At 74.1% G+C, this 18,026-nt stretch carries 14 protein-coding genes; 4 read left to right on the forward strand and 10 right to left on the reverse strand.

The window, feature by feature from the left end; all coding sequences use genetic code 11:
• Positions 1 to 54: 54 nt before the first annotated feature.
• From MFF64_RS08040 to MFF64_RS08050, 3 genes are all read right to left on the reverse strand, one after another.
• Complete coding sequence (locus tag MFF64_RS08040; protein WP_099904799.1) at positions 55 to 639, reverse strand: hypothetical protein; 585 nt, start codon at positions 637 to 639, stop codon at positions 55 to 57.
• Positions 640 to 831: 192 nt separating this feature from the next.
• On the reverse strand, positions 832 to 1,062 hold the full coding sequence (locus tag MFF64_RS08045; RefSeq protein ID WP_099904801.1) for a DUF6894 family protein: 231 nt from the start codon (positions 1,060 to 1,062) through the stop codon (positions 832 to 834).
• 240 nt (positions 1,063 to 1,302) lie between these two features.
• Positions 1,303 to 1,623, reverse strand: a complete 321-nt coding sequence (locus MFF64_RS08050) for a hypothetical protein (protein WP_099904803.1) — start codon at positions 1,621 to 1,623, stop codon at positions 1,303 to 1,305.
• 286 nt (positions 1,624 to 1,909) lie between these two features.
• Here MFF64_RS08050 and MFF64_RS08055 point away from each other — a divergent pair, with 286 nt between their 5' ends.
• Positions 1,910 to 3,586 carry a formate--tetrahydrofolate ligase gene (locus MFF64_RS08055; protein ID WP_238190359.1) on the forward strand — a complete coding sequence of 559 codons (1,677 nt, stop codon included), beginning with the start codon at positions 1,910 to 1,912 and terminating at the stop codon, positions 3,584 to 3,586.
• A gap of 60 nt (positions 3,587 to 3,646) precedes the next feature.
• Here MFF64_RS08055 and MFF64_RS08060 read toward each other — a convergent pair whose 3' ends face one another.
• The 6 genes from MFF64_RS08060 to tsaD all read right to left on the reverse strand — a co-directional run bounded on the left by MFF64_RS08060 (position 3,647) and on the right by tsaD (position 10,813).
• The gene (locus tag MFF64_RS08060) at positions 3,647 to 4,300 is read right to left on the reverse strand and encodes a translational initiation factor (RefSeq protein WP_207768007.1); all 654 of its coding nucleotides are present in this window, start codon (positions 4,298 to 4,300) and stop codon (positions 3,647 to 3,649) included.
• A gap of 136 nt (positions 4,301 to 4,436) precedes the next feature.
• Positions 4,437 to 4,958 carry a PE family protein gene (locus tag MFF64_RS37810; RefSeq protein ID WP_207768008.1) on the reverse strand — a complete coding sequence of 174 codons (522 nt, stop codon included), beginning with the start codon at positions 4,956 to 4,958 and terminating at the stop codon, positions 4,437 to 4,439.
• 534 nt (positions 4,959 to 5,492) lie between these two features.
• Positions 5,493 to 6,962: an outer membrane protein gene (locus MFF64_RS37815; protein WP_273557144.1), complete on the reverse strand. Its 1,470-nt coding sequence runs from the start codon at positions 6,960 to 6,962 to the stop codon at positions 5,493 to 5,495.
• A 183-nt stretch (positions 6,963 to 7,145) separates the two neighbouring features.
• A complete protein-coding gene (locus tag MFF64_RS08075; RefSeq protein WP_099903044.1) occupies positions 7,146 to 8,141 on the reverse strand; it encodes an NAD(P)H-dependent glycerol-3-phosphate dehydrogenase in 996 nt (331 codons plus the stop codon).
• Positions 8,142 to 8,822: 681 nt separating this feature from the next.
• On the reverse strand, positions 8,823 to 9,740 hold the full coding sequence (locus MFF64_RS08080) for a GNAT family N-acetyltransferase (RefSeq protein ID WP_238190362.1): 918 nt from the start codon (positions 9,738 to 9,740) through the stop codon (positions 8,823 to 8,825).
• Entirely contained in the window at positions 9,737 to 10,813 is a 1,077-nt protein-coding gene (tsaD, locus tag MFF64_RS08085; protein ID WP_099905567.1) for a tRNA (adenosine(37)-N6)-threonylcarbamoyltransferase complex transferase subunit TsaD, read from the reverse strand. Before tsaD ends, MFF64_RS08080 begins: the two co-directional genes overlap by 4 nt.
• 117 nt (positions 10,814 to 10,930) lie before the next feature.
• Between tsaD and MFF64_RS08090 the strand changes: the two genes are divergently transcribed.
• The 3 genes from MFF64_RS08090 (at position 10,931) to MFF64_RS08100 (ending at position 15,758) form a co-directional block, all read left to right on the forward strand.
• A complete protein-coding gene (locus tag MFF64_RS08090; protein WP_238190363.1) occupies positions 10,931 to 11,746 on the forward strand; it encodes a uroporphyrinogen-III synthase in 816 nt (271 codons plus the stop codon).
• Between the two features lie 121 nt (positions 11,747 to 11,867).
• Positions 11,868 to 14,132: a COG4223 family protein gene (locus tag MFF64_RS08095; RefSeq protein ID WP_099905571.1), complete on the forward strand. Its 2,265-nt coding sequence runs from the start codon at positions 11,868 to 11,870 to the stop codon at positions 14,130 to 14,132.
• Between the two features lie 147 nt (positions 14,133 to 14,279).
• Positions 14,280 to 15,758 (forward strand): heme biosynthesis protein HemY, encoded by a 1,479-nt coding sequence (locus MFF64_RS08100; RefSeq protein ID WP_238190366.1) that lies wholly within the window; start codon positions 14,280 to 14,282, stop codon positions 15,756 to 15,758.
• Positions 15,759 to 15,995: 237 nt separating this feature from the next.
• Here the strand turns inward: MFF64_RS08100 and MFF64_RS08105 are convergent, their stop codons facing one another.
• On the reverse strand, positions 15,996 to 17,846 hold the full coding sequence (locus MFF64_RS08105; protein WP_238190368.1) for an ABC transporter ATP-binding protein: 1,851 nt from the start codon (positions 17,844 to 17,846) through the stop codon (positions 15,996 to 15,998).
• Positions 17,847 to 18,026: the final 180 nt, after the last annotated feature.

Raw genomic sequence — 18,026 nt, forward strand, 5'->3', positions numbered from 1 at the left:
CCATTCGGGCTTGCCTGGCGCCTTCGAACGCGCCCGTTCGAAGGCGCGGCGGTATTACCTGCCCCGTACGGCGACGTCGCGCGGGGTCGCGGAGCCGGCGGCCAGGCGGGCGCTCACGGTCAGCCCGAGATCGATGCAGAGCACCAGCAGGATGCCGGCGAGCAGCGCGATGACCGCCGCCTGGCCGCGGGGGCTGAATCCGAGCACCACCGCGCCCGGCCCATCCGCCGCCGGCGGGAGCGGCCCCCCGGAATCCGTCTCGGTGACCGCCCCCGGGGCGGTCGGCACCGCCTCCCGAAGGCCGAACCGGGGCCGGTAGCCGCCGACCGGCACGGCGATGCGGACCTCCAGCCCCTCGGCATGCTGGGCATAGGCGTCGTCCAGCGCCCGCCGCAGGCGTCCGGCCTCGACGCGGACGCTGGGATCCAGGCTCGGGTCGAAATCGGGGTTTCGGCCGAGGGCCTGGGTGGCAATGGTGTACGCCTTGATGGTCGCGCCGCGCCCGGCCAGTTCCTCCTCCACGACGAAGCGCAGGAACCGCGCGAGCTTCGGCGAGCGCAGAAAGGGTGGCGCGTGCAGAAGGATCTCCAGGGTCTCGACCACGCGGTCGGCCGGAACGTCCTCCTCGGTTTCGAGCATCGAATTGCCTTCCCGGCGCGGCCGGAGGCGCGCCCCGGCCCGTCGCGTCCCGCTGCCAGGGGCAGCTGGATCCACCAAACTCCCATCGAGTATAAGGATGGGATCGTGGGATGTTAGTCCCTGTCGAGCGGGAAGGCGATCCGTTCTGGGGACAGATCGCGCGGCGGGTGGTTCGCACGGAAGACGGGGCGCTCAGTGCCCGCTCGGCGGGAACGGTACGGTGAAGATCAGGGCGCGCGCCTCGTCACGCACCTCGACGCGCCAGGCGCGCCAATCGATCCGAGTAGCTTCCGGACCGTTCATCGCGTCGGCGATCAGGGTCTGCGCCTGGTCATGCGCCTCGTCGAGATCGCGGCAATCGAGCCCGGCCTCATCCGGCACGCTCTGCGCCGAGTCCATGATGTCGAAGAAGTAGCGGGGCACGGCAGTCTGGACTCGAAGGTTTGGATGGACAGACAGAAAGGGCTACCATCGCCTCACCAGTTGCCGGCTCGAGCCCGCAGAGCAATTTCGACGATCGCCTGTTAGGTTCACAATCCGGAAACGGAAGCGGCTGGCCAAAGTTCCGCTTGCTACTCGCCGGCCAGGCATAAGCCGTTCGGTCTAGTATCAGACGACCGCATCGGATCCTTGCCACATTGTCCCGGTTCGGCCGCGGGAACGTCAGCGGGTGTCCCGCTCGGCAGCGCCGCGCCAGGCGGGCTGCCGGTCATGGGTCGTCAGGGTGTCGCGGGAGGGCGACCGACCCGCCTCCATGGCGGTCCGCAGGCCGGCTCCGAGCGCGCGTCCGGCCTCCGCAGCGGCGGCCTCGGCCATCCGGGCGCGCAGGTCGCCCGGCATCGCGTCGAGAACCGGCCCGGCGATTTCGCCGAAAGCCGGCGCGGCCTGCGCCGTCCGGGCCGGGGCGGGGGCCTCGCCGAGGCGCAACGGCGACAGGTAGTAGATCACGCAGATCACCAGCCCGGCCCGCAACCAGAAGGCCATCCCGTTCTCCCGCTCAACCCGTCACCCCGGCGACGGCGGCACTCTGGCGCGACAATCGTGAAGCGTCTGCCGCTCAGGCGCCGGCGATCTGCCGACATGCCTAACAGCCCAGCATCGGCGTCGCGAACCTGTTGGCAACATGCGCGAGGGCCTTCAATTTTTCTGAGCATCCTGCTCAAGCGATTTGATCTTTTCGACAAGGGCGGCCTCCGCCTAAAATCCGCGCCAAGAATCCCCACCACGCCAAGCCGCCTCCCTCCGGCTCCAGAACGACGATCGGGACACAATGCCGACCGACATCGAGATCGCCCGCGCGGCCACCCTGCAGCCGATCACCGCGATTGCCCAGCGGATCGGAATTCCCGACGAGGCCCTGCACCCCTACGGCCGGCACATCGCCAAGATCGACCACGCCCACATCCGGAGCCTCGAGGCGCGGCCGGAGGGCAAGCTGATCCTGGTGACGGCGATCAGCCCGACGCCGGCCGGCGAGGGCAAGACCACCACCACGGTGGGCCTCGGCGACGCCCTCAACCGCATCGGCCGCAAGACCGTGATCTGCCTGCGCGAGCCCTCGCTCGGGCCCTGCTTCGGCCAGAAGGGCGGAGCTGCCGGCGGCGGCAAGGCGCAGGTGGTGCCGATGGAGGCGATCAACCTCCACTTCACCGGCGATTTCCACGCCATCACCTCGGCCCACAGCCTCGCCGCGGCCCTGATCGACAACCACGTCTACTGGGGCAACCCGCTCGGCATCGACCTGCGCCGGGTGGCGTTCCGGCGCGTCCTCGACATGAACGACCGGGCCCTGCGCAACATCACCCAGAGCCTCGGCGGCGTCGCCAACGGCTACCCGCGCGAGGACGGCTTCGACATCACCGTCGCCTCCGAGGTGATGGCGGTGTTCTGCCTCGCCCGCGACCTCGCCGACCTGGAGGTCCGCCTCGGCCGGATCGTGGTGGCGGAGACCCGCGACCGCAAGCCGGTGACGCTCGCCGACCTCAAGGCCACCGGCGCCATGACGGTGCTCCTCAAGGACGCGCTGCAGCCGAACCTGGTCCAGACGCTCGAGGGCAGCCCGGCGCTGATCCATGGCGGGCCCTTCGCGAACATCGCGCATGGCTGCAACTCGGTGATCGCGACCCGCGCGGGCCTGCGGCTCGGCGACTACGTGGTGACGGAGGCGGGCTTCGGGGCCGATCTCGGGGCGGAGAAGTTCTTCGACATCAAGTGCCGGCAGGCGGGCTTGAGCCCCTCGGCGGTGGTGATCGTCGCCACCGTGCGCGCCCTCAAGATGCATGGCGGCGTCGCCAAGGCCGATCTCGGCACTGAGAATGTCGCGGCGCTGGAGCGGGGCTTCGCCAACCTTGCCCGCCACGTCGAGAACGTGCGCCGCTTCGGCGCCCCGGTGGTGGTGGCGGTCAACCACTTCCACGCCGATACGGAGGCCGAACACGCGGCGCTCAAGGCGCTCTGCCGCGACCGCCTCGACGTCGAGGCGATCACCTGCCGGCATTGGGCCGAGGGCGGCGCCGGGGCCGAGGGCCTGGCCCACGCCGTCGCAAGTCTCGCCGATGCGGGACCGGCCGGAACCCCGCGCTTCGTCTATCCGGACGCGATGCCGCTCGAGGACAAGATCCGCACCATCGCCCAGACGCTCTACGGCGCCGCCGACATCCAGGTGGAGTCGAAGGCGGCGGGCAAGCTCGCGGCGTTCGAGCAGGCCGGCCACGGAAACCTGCCGGTCTGCATGGCCAAGACCCAGTATTCGTTCTCCACGGACCCGACCCTGATGGGCGCGCCGAGCGGCCACGTGGTGGCCGTGCGCGACGTGCGCCTCTCGGCCGGGGCCGGCTTCGTGGTGGCGATCTGCGGGGAGATCATGACCATGCCGGGCCTGCCGAAGGTGCCGGCGGCGGAAGGCATCCACCTCGACGCGGAGGGGCGGATCGAGGGGCTGTTCTGACGCGGCGGCGAGCGCCCGGCCGCACAGGCCGGGCGCCGCCTGGTCTCGGTCCGCACCGTCTCAGCGCACCGTGCCGCCGGCACCGCCGGCCCCTCCGACGCCGCCGCCGACCCCGGCCCCGCCGGCCCCGCCCGCACCGGCCCCCGGGCCGACACCGGAGCGGCCGCCCCGGCCGCCGACGCCGCCGGAGACGCTCGGTCCGTCGGGCGCCCGCTCACCCGTGCCGGACGCGGCGCGGCGCGGCGCGTCGGCATCAAGATTCGCCACGTAGTCGCTGCACGCCTCGGGCTCGCCGGGTCGCGGGACGGCGCCGGGCTTGAGCAGCGCCGCGCAGGCCCGGGCCAGTGCGGCTCCGGGCGCCGGCACCTCGTCGTCCTCGGGATGATCCGGCCGGGCCATGGCGGCGAACAGGCCGGCACAGTCGGCAGGCCGGAACCCGCCGGCGGCGCCCGATCGCGCCGGTGCCGCCTCCAGCAGGCCGACGCAGTAGGAACGCAGGCCCTCGCGCTCGGCCGGGCCGCCGCTCCAGCCGCCGACGCGGCCCGGCGCACCGGCCCGGCCCCCGGGCGCACCCGGGAGGCCCGCACCGTCGCCCGATCCGATCCGCACCACCGCGGTGCCGGAATGCGTGTCCGTGGACGAGGGGCCGGCGACGGCGACGGTGCCGGCAAACGCCGCGCCGCCCGCGGCCAGCAGCAGGGAGAAGGTCTTCATCGGATCTGTCTCACGTCCGGGATTCGGCCGCCGCCGAGGCGCCGCCGGGCCACGAAGGGCCGGGCGACGTCGATGCCCTTCCGCAGCGCGACGACCGTGGCCGCGGAAGGAGAGGGGAGGAGCGTCGAACCGCGCCTCAGTAGACGTTGCCGCCCTGGCCACCGGCGCCACCGACGCCGCCATGGCTGCCGTTGCCGCCGGCGCCCCCCTTGCCGCCCTTGTTGCCGTAGCCCGCCGCCGACCCGCCGCCGCCGCCCTGGCCTCCCTGGCCGCCATACGAGCCCATGCCACCCTTGCCGCCGCCGCCGCCCTTGCCGCCATAGGCGCCCGAGCCGCCGCCACCGCCGCCACCGCCCGCGCCGCCGTACCAGCCACTGCCACCGGCCCCGCCCTTGCCGCCCTTGCCGCCGTAGGAGCCGGTGCCGCCCCAGCCGCCACCACCGCCGCCGCCACCGTAATAGCCGCCGCCGCCCTGGCCGCCGTTGCCGCCGCGGCCACCCTTCGTGGCGCCGCCGCCGCCCCCGCCGGCCCCGCCATAGCCGCCGTAGTAGCCGCCGCCGCCCTGGCCGCCGCTGCCGGCGATGCCGCCGGCGAAGGCCTGGGGCGCGGCCGCCATCACGGCGACGGCCGATACGACCGCGAACATCGTCTTTCTCATGACAACCTCCTGCATCGGCACTCGCGGTGCCGGCGTGATGGATCGGGAGAGGGAAGGGGCCGTTGAACGCGCCGGACCCCGTGCGCGGTACGCATCACGAGCGCTTGACTGTACGAACGCCTGACTGTGTCTAAGACGTCCCGGTACCGGCACGCATCCTCAATCTTGAGGAGTTCGGCGGAAGGCTCGTCCTGTTCGCTGGACCTAATCTGGACCTTTCGGACTGAACACGGCCTGAATGTTAACCATGCACTCGGTTCAGCCGGTCGTCCGGTCTATACTATGGCAGAGTTACTTTGATACTCCGTGGATGTTCACGGGCTTCGATCCGTCACACTACCGTTTCGAAGTCTTCGCCGAATTCTTTCTCATCCCCGGCGATGAGGTGACACTACAGGACTGATCAGATGCCGCCGTGCCGTGGCGCACAAGGGCGAAGAGCTGGCGCAGCCGACAGGATATGCTCCGGGACTTCCGCAGGGGCCGCCCGGCACGGGCGGGCACGAACCCGGGCGGTACGGGTCGCCGCTCCCGTCAGGGCTGGAAGCTGAACGAGAGCCGGGTGCGCAGCACGAGGGCGTCGTTGCCGCGGCCCGGGACGGCGATCCGGCCGGGGCCGGGCGGCACGGGCGCGAGGGCGCGGTCGGACAGACCGTAATAGAGCGCCTCGACGCCGGCGCTGACGCGCTCGCTCAGGCGCGCCTCGAGGCCGCCGCCGACCACGAAGCCGATCTCGGTGTCGCGGGGGCGAAAGGCGAGGGCGGGGCCGCCCGTGCCGCTGGCGCCGCCCGGGCCCGCCAGGACGAGGCCGCCATTGCCCCCCGGCCCGCCATCGCCGGCGAAGACCGCCCGCACCCCCTCGTTCCGGGCGAAGGCGACCCCGGCGGTGGCGTAGAGCAGGGTGGCACCGGCGCTCCATCCGAGGCGGCCGCGAATCGTCCCGAGGGTGCGGTGGCTGGCAGCATCGGCGAAGGAGACGTCGCCCTCGGCGCCCAGGACCAGGGCCGCCCGCTGCCAGTTGTAGCCGACATGAAGGCCGCCGAGGATCGCCGGGCTCCGCGCGAGGCCCGCGAAGGCGAGGCCGCCCCCGCCTCCGCCGCCGCCATCGATGCCCCGGGTGCCGGCACCGCCGGGCTCGCCGGTCGCGAGCGCGGACGGGCCGAAGCGCCCGGCCGAGAGCCCGTGGAGCGCCCCGAGATGGCCGCCCAGGTAGCCGCCGGCCCAGTTGGCCGGGGCGACGGCCGCCCAGGCGGGCCCGGGATGCACCGTCAGGCGGCCACGCACCGTGAGGAAGTCCCGCGGGGCACCGAGGAGGCGGGGCCCGTCGAAGCTGTAGTAGAGAGCCTCGACGCCAGTGCTCACCCCGGGTGTCAGCTTGACCTCTATGCCGCCGCCGCCGACCACGCCGATCCCGTCGGTGCCACCCCGCGCCAGCACGGCGGAGCCGAACCCGTTGCCGCCGGCCCCGCCGGAACCGCCCGGGCCGGCATTGCCGCCCGCCCCGCCATTGCCGCCCACGAAGGTGCCGAGGACCAGGGCCGGCACCGTCCGGACCGCGAGGCCGGCGGTGCCGTAGACGAGCACCTGGCCGCTGGCGAGGCCGAGGCGGGAACGGACGCTGCCGAGGACGTCGTCGAGTGGGCCGAGGCTCGCCACGTCGCCCTCGAGGCCCGCCACGACGGCGCCCCACTGCCCGTTGACGCCGGCATGCAGGCCCTGGAAGACGGTGCGGCCCTCGACCGGCGCGACGGCGATTCCGGTGCGACCACCCCGGCCGCCGAACAGCGTCGGCACCACGCCGCCGCCGTCGCCGCTGGCGACACCGCGGGCGCCACGGCCGCCGGCCACGCCGCCGAACTGGCTGCCGACGTAGAAGCCCGACCAGTCCGGGAGGACGGGGAAGGCCGGCGCCGGGAGCGGACGGACCGGCGCATCGGCGGCCTGTGCGGCCTGCACGGCGAGCAGGCTCGCGCCGATCGCGCTCAGGAGGGTGATGCGAATCATGCGTCTCGTCCGGTCTCGGCGCAGTATGACTGTCGGGAATGGGACGAAGACTAGCCAATACTGCGCGAGCCGGCAGTTAAAAAGGCGCTACGGCGCGGCCTTTCGGCACCGACGCGGCTTTTCGGCCACGATACCCCGCCCGGGCTCGCGATCCGGAGACCGAGCTTGGATCGCGGCCCGCGCTCAGGTCTCGGCGCGCAGGGGCCGGCTGAGCAGGCCGGCGATGGCCTCGTCGAGAAGCAGGTCTCCGGCGACCAGCCCGGCCACGGCCTCCGCCACCGGCATCTCGACCCCGCGCCGCCGGGCGAGCCCCACCAGGGCCGCGGCGGTGAGCGCGCCCTCCGCCAGCTTGCCGCCCGACGCCTCCGCAAGGCTCGCCCCCCGGCCGAGGCGCTCGCCGAAGGCGAAGTTGCGCGACTGCGCCGAGGCGGCGGTGAGCACGAGGTCGCCGAGGCCGGAGAGGCCCATCAGGGTCTCGGGCCGGGCGTCCCAGGCGCGGGCGAAGCGCATCAGTTCGGCGAAGCTGCGGGCGACGAGGGCGGCGCGGGCGCTCTCGCCGAGGCCCCGGCCGATGGCGGCCCCGCAGGCGATGGCGAGCACGTTCTTGGCCGCCCCGCCGATCTCGACCCCGCGCGGGTCGCTGCCGTGATAGACCCGGAAGGTCGGCCCGGACAGGGCCACCGCCAGGCGCGCCGCCAGCGCGCCGTCACGGCTCGCGAGCGTCACCGCGGTGGGCAACCCGCGGGCGACGTCCGCCGCGAAGCTCGGCCCCGACAGGACCGCGATCGGAGCGCCCGGCGCGGCCTCGGCGGCGACGTCGGTGAGGAAGGTGTCGGTGCCGCGCTCGATGCCCTTGGCGCAGAGGATCAGGGCGGCGTCTCGCCGGAGAGCGGGATGCAGGGTGGTCAGCACGCCGCGAAGCGTCTGCGCCGGCGTCACCACCAGGACGGCCTCGGCCTCGGCGAGGTCCGAAACAGCGGCGGTCGCGCACACGCCGGGATGCAGCGTCACGCCGGGGAGGTGGCGGGTATTCTCGCGGGAGCGAGCCATGGCGGCGGCGTTGTCGGCGTCGCGCATCCATAGCACCACCCGCCGCGCCGCCGCCGCGGCGGCCGCGTTGGCGAGGGCGGTGCCCCAGGCGCCGCCGCCCAGGACCGCGATCGGGCCGATGCCGGTCATGATGCCCGTCCGAGAATGAGGGAGCGGCATCCGGCCGCCGTCCGACTGAGCGCCCATGTCATCCCATCCGCGACCTCATCCTCAGGTGCGACCAACGGGAGCCTCGAAGGAGGGCTCCAGAAGTCTCTGGGATCTCTGGGGTCCTCCTTCGAGGCTCGCTGACGCTCGCACCTGAGGATGAGGTCGTGGATGGGAAGTCGCCTGTCCGGCGCCGGTTGATACGACCGATCGAGCGAGACCCGCGTGGTCAACGATTGAAGCAAGAGAATGCGTCCCTGGATTTGGTCTTGAATTCGCAAGATCCCGGCACGCCCGTCCGGCGCCAAAGCAGCGGCCTCGCCGCACGGAAGGGCCCAGATCTCCTCAGGCGTCATGTCTTCTGTCATGGTGGCACCGGTCAGCGCTCCGTGTCGGACGAGTTGGCATCGATGAAGTCCTGATCGTCCTGCGCCTGCCGCTGCGCTTCGCATCGGAAGGCCGGTGCGCACCCATCCGGTACAAGGGTCCCGATGCGCCGCTGATCCGGAGCAGCATCCGCCCGGCTGCTCGGTCTCGACGCCTTCGGCTGGGTCCGCTGTCCAGGCTCCCCATCATGCATCCGGGCCTCGTCGGACAGAGCGGCACCCGGCTCACCGCGAGGAGCACCGGGAACGAGACGTCCGAGCCCGACGCGAGCGACCTCTATTCTAGGCGAGCGTCGCCCGGCCCGCCACCGTCGAGGAAATCCGCCGCCGCCAGCCGATACAGCCTGTGCGGCCGTAACGCATGACCCTCGGGCAGGCCGGGATGCTCGAAACCGCCAACCTCGCTCATGCCGAGGCGCTCCATCACCCGCCGCGAGGGCGCGTTCACGTCGGCCGTGTAGGCGACGACCTCGGTGAGCGCGCAGCGGGAGAAGACGTCGGCCAGCGCCAGACGGGCGCCGCGCACGGCGAAGCCCCGGCCCCAGGCGGGCCAGGCGAGCCGCCAGCCGATCTCGACGAGCCCCGTCGCATCGAGGCCGGTCTCCTGGCCGATCAGAGGCCCGAGGGGCAGCGGCCGCGCCGGGCGCCAGCAGCCGACGAAGCCGACGAATCCCTCGGGCGCCTCGACGACCCAGGGGCCGAACCCGTCCTCGTCGAAGCGGCGGGCCAGGGCCCGGGCCTCGGCCTGGCTCTCGCGGGCGGTCTTGGGAGCGGGAAAGAACCGCATCACCTCGGGGTCGGCGCAGAGCGCCGCGAACGGCTCGTCGTCGGCGAGTTGCCAGCGCCGCAGGGAGAAGCCGTCGCCGGGCAGGCACGCGGGCGGCGGCGGCACCCGGCGCTTGCGACGCCACAGCAGCGAGCGGTGGTTGAGCAGAGCGAGGTCCTGCCGGCCGGCCAGCACCGCCTCGCCGAGGCTCACCGCGAGCGCCAGGCGCTCGGGGGGCATGTTGGCCCAGGCGGGCGGGGCCACGCTCTCGCGCCAGGGCCCGCCGCAGGCATTGTCGAGCAGGATGCGGGCGAAGCAGTGATTGCGCGACACCGGCCAGTCCGGATGCTGAGCAGCCGCGGCGGGCAGGCGCTCGTCGACCAGGGCCCGCCAGCGGCGCTGCTGCGCCTCGGCTTCCGCGGGGGTCATCCGGCGGTGGTCTGGGCTTGGGCACCGTCCTTGGCGAGATCCTTGGCTTGCGCGAAGGGCCAGCGCGGCCGGGCCGGCGCCGTGATGTCGTCGGTGAGGCCGAGCCGCAGGCGCTCGATGCCGGCCCAGGCGATCATCGCGCCGTTGTCGCCGCAGAGCGGCAGGGGCGGCGCGACGAGCGGCAGCCCGGCCTCGCCGGCCTGGTGGGCGAGCGCGCGCCGCAGGGCGCCGTTCGCCGCGACGCCGCCGGCCGCCACGAGCGCGGTCGGATGGCCGGCGACGGCGCCGAAATCGCGCAACGCCACCCGCACCCGGTCGACCACCACGTCGACGACCGCCGCCTGGAAGCTGGCGCAGAGATCGGCGACGTCCTGGTTGGTGAGCGGCGCGATGCGCTCGGCCTCGATCCGCAGCGCGGTCTTGAGGCCGGACAGGGAAAAGTTCGGCTCGCGCCGGCCGAGCATCGGCCGCGGCAGGGCGAAGCGTTCCGGGTTGCCGCTCTCGGCGGCGCGCTCGACCTCCGGCCCGCCCGGATAGGCGAGGCCCAGCAGCTTCGCCACCTTGTCGAAGGCCTCGCCGATGGCGTCGTCGATGGTGCCACCGAGGCGCACGTACTCGCCGACCCCCTTGACCGCCACGAGCTGCGTGTGGCCGCCGGAGGCGAGCAGCAGCAGATACGGGAAGGCGAGGCCGTCGGTGAGACGGGCGGTGAGGGCGTGGGCCTCGAGGTGGTTGACGGCGATGAGGGGCTTCCGCGCCACCAGCGCCAGGGTCTTTCCGGTCACGAGGCCGACCAGCACGCCGCCGATCAGCCCCGGCCCCGCCGCCACCGCGATGCCGTCGAGGTCGGACAGCCCCATCCCGGCATTATCCAGCGCCCGGGCGACGAGCCGGTCCAGCACCTCGACATGGGCGCGGGCGGCGATCTCCGGCACCACCCCGCCATAGGCGGCGTGCTCGGCGATCTGGCTCAGCACCTCGTTGGAGCGGATCGCGCCGCGCCCGTCCTCCTCCACCGTCACGATCGCGGCCGCGGTCTCGTCGCAGGTGGTCTCGATCCCGAGGACGTTCATGGTGTGGGCATGGTCTCGCGAGGGGGCTGGCACGCCGCGCGGCGGCCGGTATGGTGCCCTCCAGATAACCCGCCGGCGCAGGGTCGGCAAAGGGGTCGGATGCATGAGGAAGGGTGCGTGACGCGGGCGAAGGAGTGCGGGACCGCCCTCAGGGTCTGGGTCGCGCGGCCGCTGCCGGCCGGCGCGCGCACGGCCGAGCGCGTCGCGGACCTCGGCCATCGCCCGCTCCTCGCCCCGGTCCTCGACCTGGCCCTCAGCGGCGCCCCGGCCCCGGAGGGCCCGTTCGACGCCCTGGTCCTGACGAGCGCGAGCGCGGTGCCGGCTCTGGCGGGCTCCCCCCTCGCGGCGCTTCCGGCCTATTGCGTCGGCGCCCGCACGGCCTGTGCCGCGCGGGCGGCGGGGCTCGGGCCCGTCCACGAGGCCGGGGGCGACGCCCTGGCCCTCGCCGACCTGATCGGCCGCGCCCTGCCGCGGGGCGCGCGCCTCCTCCACGCCGCCGGGCGCGAGCGCAAGGACGAGCCGGGCGACACGCTGGCCGCCCGCGGCTACCGGCTGACGGTCTGGGTCGCCTACGCGGCCCGGGCCCTGCCGGCCCTGCCGGAGCCGGTGGCGGAGGCCTTGGGGGGCGACAGCCTCGACGCGGCCCTGCACTATTCCCGGCGCAGCGCCGCGACGGCGCTGGGCCTCGCCCGGGCGGCGGGGCGGGAGGAGGCGTTTCGACGCGTGGCGCATCATTGCCTGTCGGCGGACGTGGCCGCGCCCCTGGTCGCGGCCGGGATCCTGTCCCATGTCGTCGCGGCGCGGCCGGACGAGGACGCCCTCCTGGCAGGCTTACGCCCGGACGGCTTGCTCTCGGACGGCCCGCGACCCATTCCACCGGACAGTGACGCAGAGGCGTCGCCGGCCCTTCGCCCGGGCCGGGAGCGATGCTAAGGGACGATCAACCAGTGCGCGGCCCGGGCGGGATCCTGCCCCGCGGTCGCGCTCACGCCGAGCCGAACAGGCCGCCTTCCGGCGCGCCCCGGCTCGGACCCACAGGTGAGGATCTTCGGCCGTGACCCCATCCGACAAGGACCAGAAGGATTCGCGCAACCGTCCGGGCGGGCGCGGCGGCAACCCGGCGGATGGGCCGATCATCGACCTGAAGGCCACCCGGGTCGCCGACGCGCCCAAGACCGAGCCGGGCAAGACCGAGCCGGCGAAACCGGCCGAAGCGGCCAAGGATGCTGCCAAGGATGCCGCGAAGACCGACGCGCCGAAGCCCGGCGTGACCGGCGCGGCTCCGAAGCCCGGCGAGCCGCCGAAATCCGCCGAGGTGAAGCCGGGGGACGCGCCGAAGCCCGGCATGACCGGTGCGGCGTCCGGCCAGGCCCCGGCACCCGGCGCCTCGGCGCCGAAGCCGGCCGGCGGCACGCCCGCGTCCGCGACGCCGTCCCCGACGGGAGGTGCCCCGAAGCCTGCGGCCGGCGCGGTGGTGACGGGTCCCGGAAGCGGCCCGCTGAAGGTCGGGGATGCCAAGCCAGGTGACGTCAAGCCCGGCACGCCGGTGACCGGCGGTACCGGCAGCAAGCCGCCGGAGACGGGCAGGCCCCTGGATTCCAAGGCGTCCGACACCAAGCCCCTGGAGACGAAATCCCTGGCCGCCGGCACCGGGGCGACGTCGGGCGCCACCTCGGCGGGCTCGGGTCCGAACCCGGCGAGCCCGGCCGGCGCGACGCTGTCGACGGTGCCCAAGACCGGCCCGCAAGCGACCGGCCCACAAGCGACTGGCCCGCAAGCCGGAGCGACGACGGGCGCCGGCGCGACACCGCCGAAGGATGCGCCAAAGCCCGAGGCCGCCCGGACCGCCAGCGCGATCCCGGCCTCCGCGGCGGCCCCGCAGGCCCGCTCCGGCGCCGGATTCGGCTCGCTGCTGGCCGCCTCGCTCCTCGGCGGCGTGGTCGGGGCGGGCCTCCTCTACGGCGTGACGACCTACGGCCCGGCCTACGGCATCAACCTGCCGAAGCCCGCGACGCCCGAGACCGATGCGGCCGGCACGGTGCCGCTGGAGCAGCGCTTGGCCGATCTGGCGCCGCGCGACAGCGTCCAGGCCCTCGACCGCCGCATCGCCTCGCTCGAGACGACCCTCCGCCCGCTGCCCGACGCGGTGCGCGCGGCCGACGCCGCGGCCAAGACCGCGGGCCAGCGCGCCGACGAGGCCCTGCGCAAGGCCGAGGCGGCGCCCGCCCAAGCCTCGGGTCAACAAGCCTCGGGTCAACAAGCCTCGGGTCAACCTGCGACCAGCCAGGCGGCGCCGGCGACCCAGGCCCCGACGCAGGCCGCGAACCAGCCTTCCGGTGCCGGCATCGACCCGGCCCGCCTCCAGGGCATCGAGAAGCAGCTCGCCGACCTCCAGGGCCGGACGGGCGGCGATGCCGGTCTGCGCCAGCGGGTCGACGGCCTCGCCCAGGCAGTGACGGCGCTTCAGGGCCGCGGCGACGGCGCCGACCTGCGCGGCCGCCTCGACGGGCTCGACAAGGGGCTGAAGGCGCTCCAGGCCGATCTCGGCACCCGCGCGGCGGCCGAGGAGCAGGCCGACAAGGCGCTGGGCCAGCGCCTCGACGAATTGCGCCAGGCGCTCGACGGCCGGGCGAAGGCCGCCGACCAGCGCTTCGACGCGCTCCAGCAATCCGTCGAGGCTCGCACCAAGACCGTCGACCAGCGCCTCGCCGACCTCGCCAAGGCGGTCGAGGGCCGGGCCGAGGCGAGCAGCGTCCAGGCGGCGCTCCGGGTGGTGGCGTCCGACCGGATCGCCAGCGCTCTCGCCTCCGGCGCGCCCTATTCCGACGCGCTGGCGACCCTGAAGCAGCTCGATCCCGGCCAAGCCGGGGCGCTCGCGCCGCTGGAGCCCTTCGCCCAGAGCGGTGCGCCGACCGCCGCCTCGCTCGCCCAGAGCTTCCAGCCCGTCGCCGCCAAGCTGAACGCGGCGGCCCTGGCCGCCCGGCAGCGGGCGGTGGCCGAGCGCGGCAGCATCACCGACCGGCTGACCAGCATGGCCGAATCGATCGTCTCGGTGCGCAAGGTCGGGACCGAGGCCGCGGCCCCGGCGGCGAGCAACGCCACCGACCCGACCGAGGCGGGCGTCGCCAGGATCCAGGACGCGCTCGCCCGCGGTGCAGTGGCGGAGGCGGCGCAAGCCTTCGACGCCCTGCCGGAGCAGGCCCGCCAGGAGGCCGCGGAGTTCGGCAAGCGCCTGAAGGCCCGCGCCGCGGCCGGCGAGGCCGCCCGGGCGCGGCTCGCCGCCTCCTTCGCGGCCCTCCAGGGGCCCGCGACCCGCTGATGCTCAGGCTGCGGCCACCCGCCAAGGTGGCTGCATCGTTCATTTCCGGTGCGGCCGCCACGGCGGCCGCCGTGACCTCCCGGGGCTCGATCGACGCCCCCTCGCGCGCCCGCAGCGGCAGCGCGGCTTTCTGGAGTTGATGGACAGATGTGGCGCGCACTCGCCTTCCTGGCTCTCCTCGCCCTCGCCGCCTACGGGGCGGTCTGGCTCGCCGACCGGCCCGGCGTGGTCACCGTGACCTGGGGCGGCTACGAGCTGGCGACCAGCCTCGCGGCGGCGCTCGTCGGCGTGATGGTGCTGGCGGTGGTGCTCGGCTTCATCTGGGCCTTCGCCCGCGGCATCCTGAACCTGCCGGAGCGGCTGACCCTGTCGAGCCGGCGCCGGCGCCAGGCCCGGGGCTACAACGCGCTCTCGCGCGGCATGGTGGCGGTGGGCTCGGGTGACCCGATCGCGGCGCGCCGCCACGCCGGCGAGGCCGAGCGCCTGCTCGGCGCCGAGCCGCTCGCCCTGCTGCTGACCGCTCAGGCCGCCCAGATCTCCGGCGACCGCGCCGGGGCCGAGCGCGCCTTCCGCCGGATGGTCGACGATCCCGAGACCCGGGTGCTCGGCCTGCGCGGCCTGTTCGTCGAGGCCCGGCGCCAGGACGACGAGACCTCGGCCCGCGCCTACGCGATCGAGGCCGCCCGCCTCGCCCCGAGCGTGACCTGGGCCAACGAGGCGGTGATGGAGAGCCAGTGCGCCGACCGCGACTGGTCGGGCGCCCTCGACACCGTCTCGCGCCGCGCGGCCCTCGGCCTGTCCGACAAGGCGGCGATGCGCCGCCAGCGCGCGGTGCTGCTGACTGCCAGCGCCCTCGACCTCGAGGCGGGCGATCCCGAGCGCGCGCTCGCCCAGGCCCGGGAGGCAGTGAAGCTCGCCCCCGACCTGGTGCCGGCGGCGGCCGTGGCCGGGCGGCTCTTCGCCCGCCGCGGCGACCTCAAGCGCGGCGCGAAGGTGGTCGAGGCGGCCTGGCGCGCCAACCCGCATCCCGACCTCGCCCGGGTCTACCTCGACCTGCGCACCGGTGATTCGAGCCGCGACCGGCTCGCCCGCGCCGAGACCCTGGCCCGGATCTCGTCCTGGCACCCGGAGGCGCGCTTCGCCATCGCCCGCGCCGCCCTCGACGCCCGCGAGTTCGGCCGGGCCCGCGACGTGCTGGCACCGCTGCTGACCGACCAGCCGACCGTGCGCGCCTACGAGCTGATGGCCGAGATCGAGGAGGCCGAGCACGGCGCCCAGTCCGGCAAGGCCCGCGAGTGGCAAGCCCGCGCCGCCCGCGCCCCGCGCGACCCGGCCTGGTGCGCCGACGGCCTCGTCACCGACCGCTGGGCACCGATCTCGCCGGTGAGCGGCCGCCTCGACGCCTTCGTCTGGCAGACCCCGCCCGACCTGCTCGGCCGCGCCCATGCCGGCCCGGCGCACGAGCCCGACCCCGCCGCGGTGACGGGCTCGCTCAACGGGTCAGGACCTGCTCCGAAGGCCGGCAACGGCGCCGCCACGATCGGCACGCTGCCCGGCGGCACCGTGACCCCGCCGGTGGTGCCGGTGTCGGCGAAGGTGCCGGAGGTGGTCGGGCCGGGGCGCTGAGCGCAGTGCTGCGGCTCTGACGGTCGGGGTCTGTCCGATCGCACCGAAACCCTCTGCATCATCCCGGGGCCGCACAGCGGAGCCCGGGATGATGCAGAGGCACTGAGGGTCCTTCAGAAAGACTGGCCGCGTTCCGCCTCGTTCCTTGTCACCTGCACGTCTGGATCCCGGGCTTCGCTTGCGCGGCCCCGGGATAACGCAGAGGGTATCAGAGCCCCGAGCGGGCTGCGCCAGCGCTCAGGCCACCGCCGCCATGCCCGCCGGCGCCTCCCATTCCGGCCCCCAGACCTGCACCACGTGCCCGGGCGCGACCTCGCGATAGAGGCGCTCCGGCGGCACGTAGTCGACCGGGCGGATCGGGCTCTTGATCTCGTCGCTGCGCACCGCGTGGAGCTGGCGCCGGCGGCCGGGATCGGGGACCGGAACAGCGGCGATCAGCTTCTTGGTGTAGGGATGCTGGGGGGCGCCGAAGATCGCCGCGCGCGGGCCGATCTCGACGATCTCGCCGAGATACATCACGGCGACCCGGTGGCTCACCCGCTCCACCACCGCCATGTCATGCGAGATGAACAGGTAGGCGAGGCCGAGCGACGCCTGCAGGTCGAGCATCAGGTTCACCACCTGCGCCTTCACCGACACGTCGAGGGCCGAGACCGACTCGTCGGCGACGATCAGCCGGGGCTCCAGCGCGAGAGTCCGGGCGATGCAGATGCGCTGCCTCTGGCCGCCGGAGAATTCGTGCGGGAAGCGGCTCGCCATCTCGGGCTTCAGCCCGACCCGGCGCAGCAGGTCGGCGGCACGCGCGCGGGCTTCGGAGCGGGAGCACAGGCGGTTGATCAGCAGCGGCTCGGCGATCGCCGCCCCCACGCTCATGCGCGGGTCGAGGCTGGCGAAGGGATCCTGGAAGATCATCTGCATCCGCCGGCGACACGCGCGCAGGGCCGAGGGCGACAAGCCGAGCACGTCCTCGCCGTCGACGAGCACCGAGCCGGCAACCGGCTCGATCAGCCGCAGCACCGAGCGGCCGGTGGTGGACTTGCCGCAGCCCGACTCGCCGACGAGGGCCAGGGTCTCGCCTGCCCGCACCGCGAAGGAGACGTTCTCGACCGCGTGGACCCGGCCGCGCACCCGCGAGAGCAGGCCGCCGCGGATATCGAACCGGGTGGTCAGGCCCTTGACCTCCAGGACCGGGCGCTCGCCCTCCCGCACGGTGTCGGGGAGCGGCACGGCCGCCTCGGGCTCGCCGGTGGCGCGGTCGACGATCGGGAACCGGGCGGGATGCGGCTGCCCCTTCATCGCCCCGAGGGTAGGCACGGCGGCGAGCAGCGCGCGGCTGTAGGGATGAACCGGGCGGCGGAAGATCTGTTCAGTCGCCCCTGCCTCGACGGCGCGGCCGTCGACCATCACCACGGTGCGGTCGGCGATCTCGGCCACCACCCCCATGTCGTGGGTGATGAACAGGACCGACATGCCCTCCTCCTCCTGGAGGAGCTTGATGAGGTCGAGGATCTGGGCCTGGATCGTAACGTCGAGCGCCGTGGTCGGCTCGTCGGCGATCAGGAGCTTGGGCCGGCAGGCGAGCGCCATCGCGATCATCACCCGCTGGCGCATGCCGCCGGAGAAGCGGTGCGGGTAGTCGTGCACCCGCGAGGCGGCGGCCGGGATGCGCACCTTGTCGAACAGCCGCACGGTCTCGGCCTCGGCTTGGCGCTGCGACAGTCCGCGGTGCAGCCGCAGGGCCTCGCCGATCTGGAAGCCGACGGTGAGCACCGGGTTGAGGCTCGTCATCGGCTCCTGGAAGATCATCGCGACGTCGTCGCCGCGGATCCGGCGCATCTCGGCATCGGGCAGGCGCAGGAGGTCGCGGCCCTCGAGCAGCACGCGGCCACCGGTGCGGGTCGAATCGCGCGGGGTGAGCCGCATGATCGACATCGCGGTGACGCTCTTGCCGGAGCCCGACTCGCCGACGAGGGCGACGGTTTCCTTCGGGCCGATGTCGAACGAAACGCCGTGCACCACCGGGCGCCAGGCCTGCTCGGAGCGGAACGCGACGGTGAGGTCCTGGACCGAGAGGATCGGGGTGGTCATCGCGGACTGCCGTACTCACGCAAGCTCCTACCCGCGACCTCATCCTGAGGCGCGAGCGTCGCTCGCCTCGAAGGAGACCTCCAGCGGTCTCCGAGGGATCTGGAGGCCTCCTTCGAGGCTGGGCGATCTGCGATCGCCCAGCACCTCAGGATGAGGTCCAGGGTGGGAATGACGGTGGCG

Origin of the sequence: Methylobacterium frigidaeris (genome assembly GCF_022179185.1) — a bacterium.
Lineage (GTDB): Bacteria > Pseudomonadota > Alphaproteobacteria > Rhizobiales > Beijerinckiaceae > Methylobacterium > Methylobacterium frigidaeris.

Excerpts from the sequence above, each read along its gene's own strand:
- MFF64_RS08050 (WP_099904803.1), bottom strand. The coding sequence starts at position 1,623 with ATGGCCTTCTGGTTGCGGGCCGGGCTGGTGATCTGCGTGATCTACTAC.
- MFF64_RS37810 (WP_207768008.1), bottom strand. The coding sequence starts at position 4,958 with ATGAGAAAGACGATGTTCGCGGTCGTATCGGCCGTCGCCGTGATGGCG.
- MFF64_RS08040 (WP_099904799.1), bottom strand. The coding sequence starts at position 639 with ATGCTCGAAACCGAGGAGGACGTTCCGGCCGACCGCGTGGTCGAGACC.
- MFF64_RS08100 (WP_238190366.1), top strand. The coding sequence starts at position 14,280 with ATGTGGCGCGCACTCGCCTTCCTGGCTCTCCTCGCCCTCGCCGCCTAC.
- MFF64_RS08055 (WP_238190359.1), top strand. The coding sequence starts at position 1,910 with ATGCCGACCGACATCGAGATCGCCCGCGCGGCCACCCTGCAGCCGATC.
- MFF64_RS08105 (WP_238190368.1), bottom strand. The coding sequence starts at position 17,846 with ATGACCACCCCGATCCTCTCGGTCCAGGACCTCACCGTCGCGTTCCGC.
- MFF64_RS08060 (WP_207768007.1), bottom strand. The coding sequence starts at position 4,300 with ATGAAGACCTTCTCCCTGCTGCTGGCCGCGGGCGGCGCGGCGTTTGCC.
- MFF64_RS08080 (WP_238190362.1), bottom strand. The coding sequence starts at position 9,740 with ATGACCCCCGCGGAAGCCGAGGCGCAGCAGCGCCGCTGGCGGGCCCTG.
- tsaD (WP_099905567.1), bottom strand. The coding sequence starts at position 10,813 with ATGAACGTCCTCGGGATCGAGACCACCTGCGACGAGACCGCGGCCGCG.
- MFF64_RS08075 (WP_099903044.1), bottom strand. The coding sequence starts at position 8,141 with ATGACCGGCATCGGCCCGATCGCGGTCCTGGGCGGCGGCGCCTGGGGC.
- MFF64_RS37815 (WP_273557144.1), bottom strand. The coding sequence starts at position 6,962 with ATGATTCGCATCACCCTCCTGAGCGCGATCGGCGCGAGCCTGCTCGCC.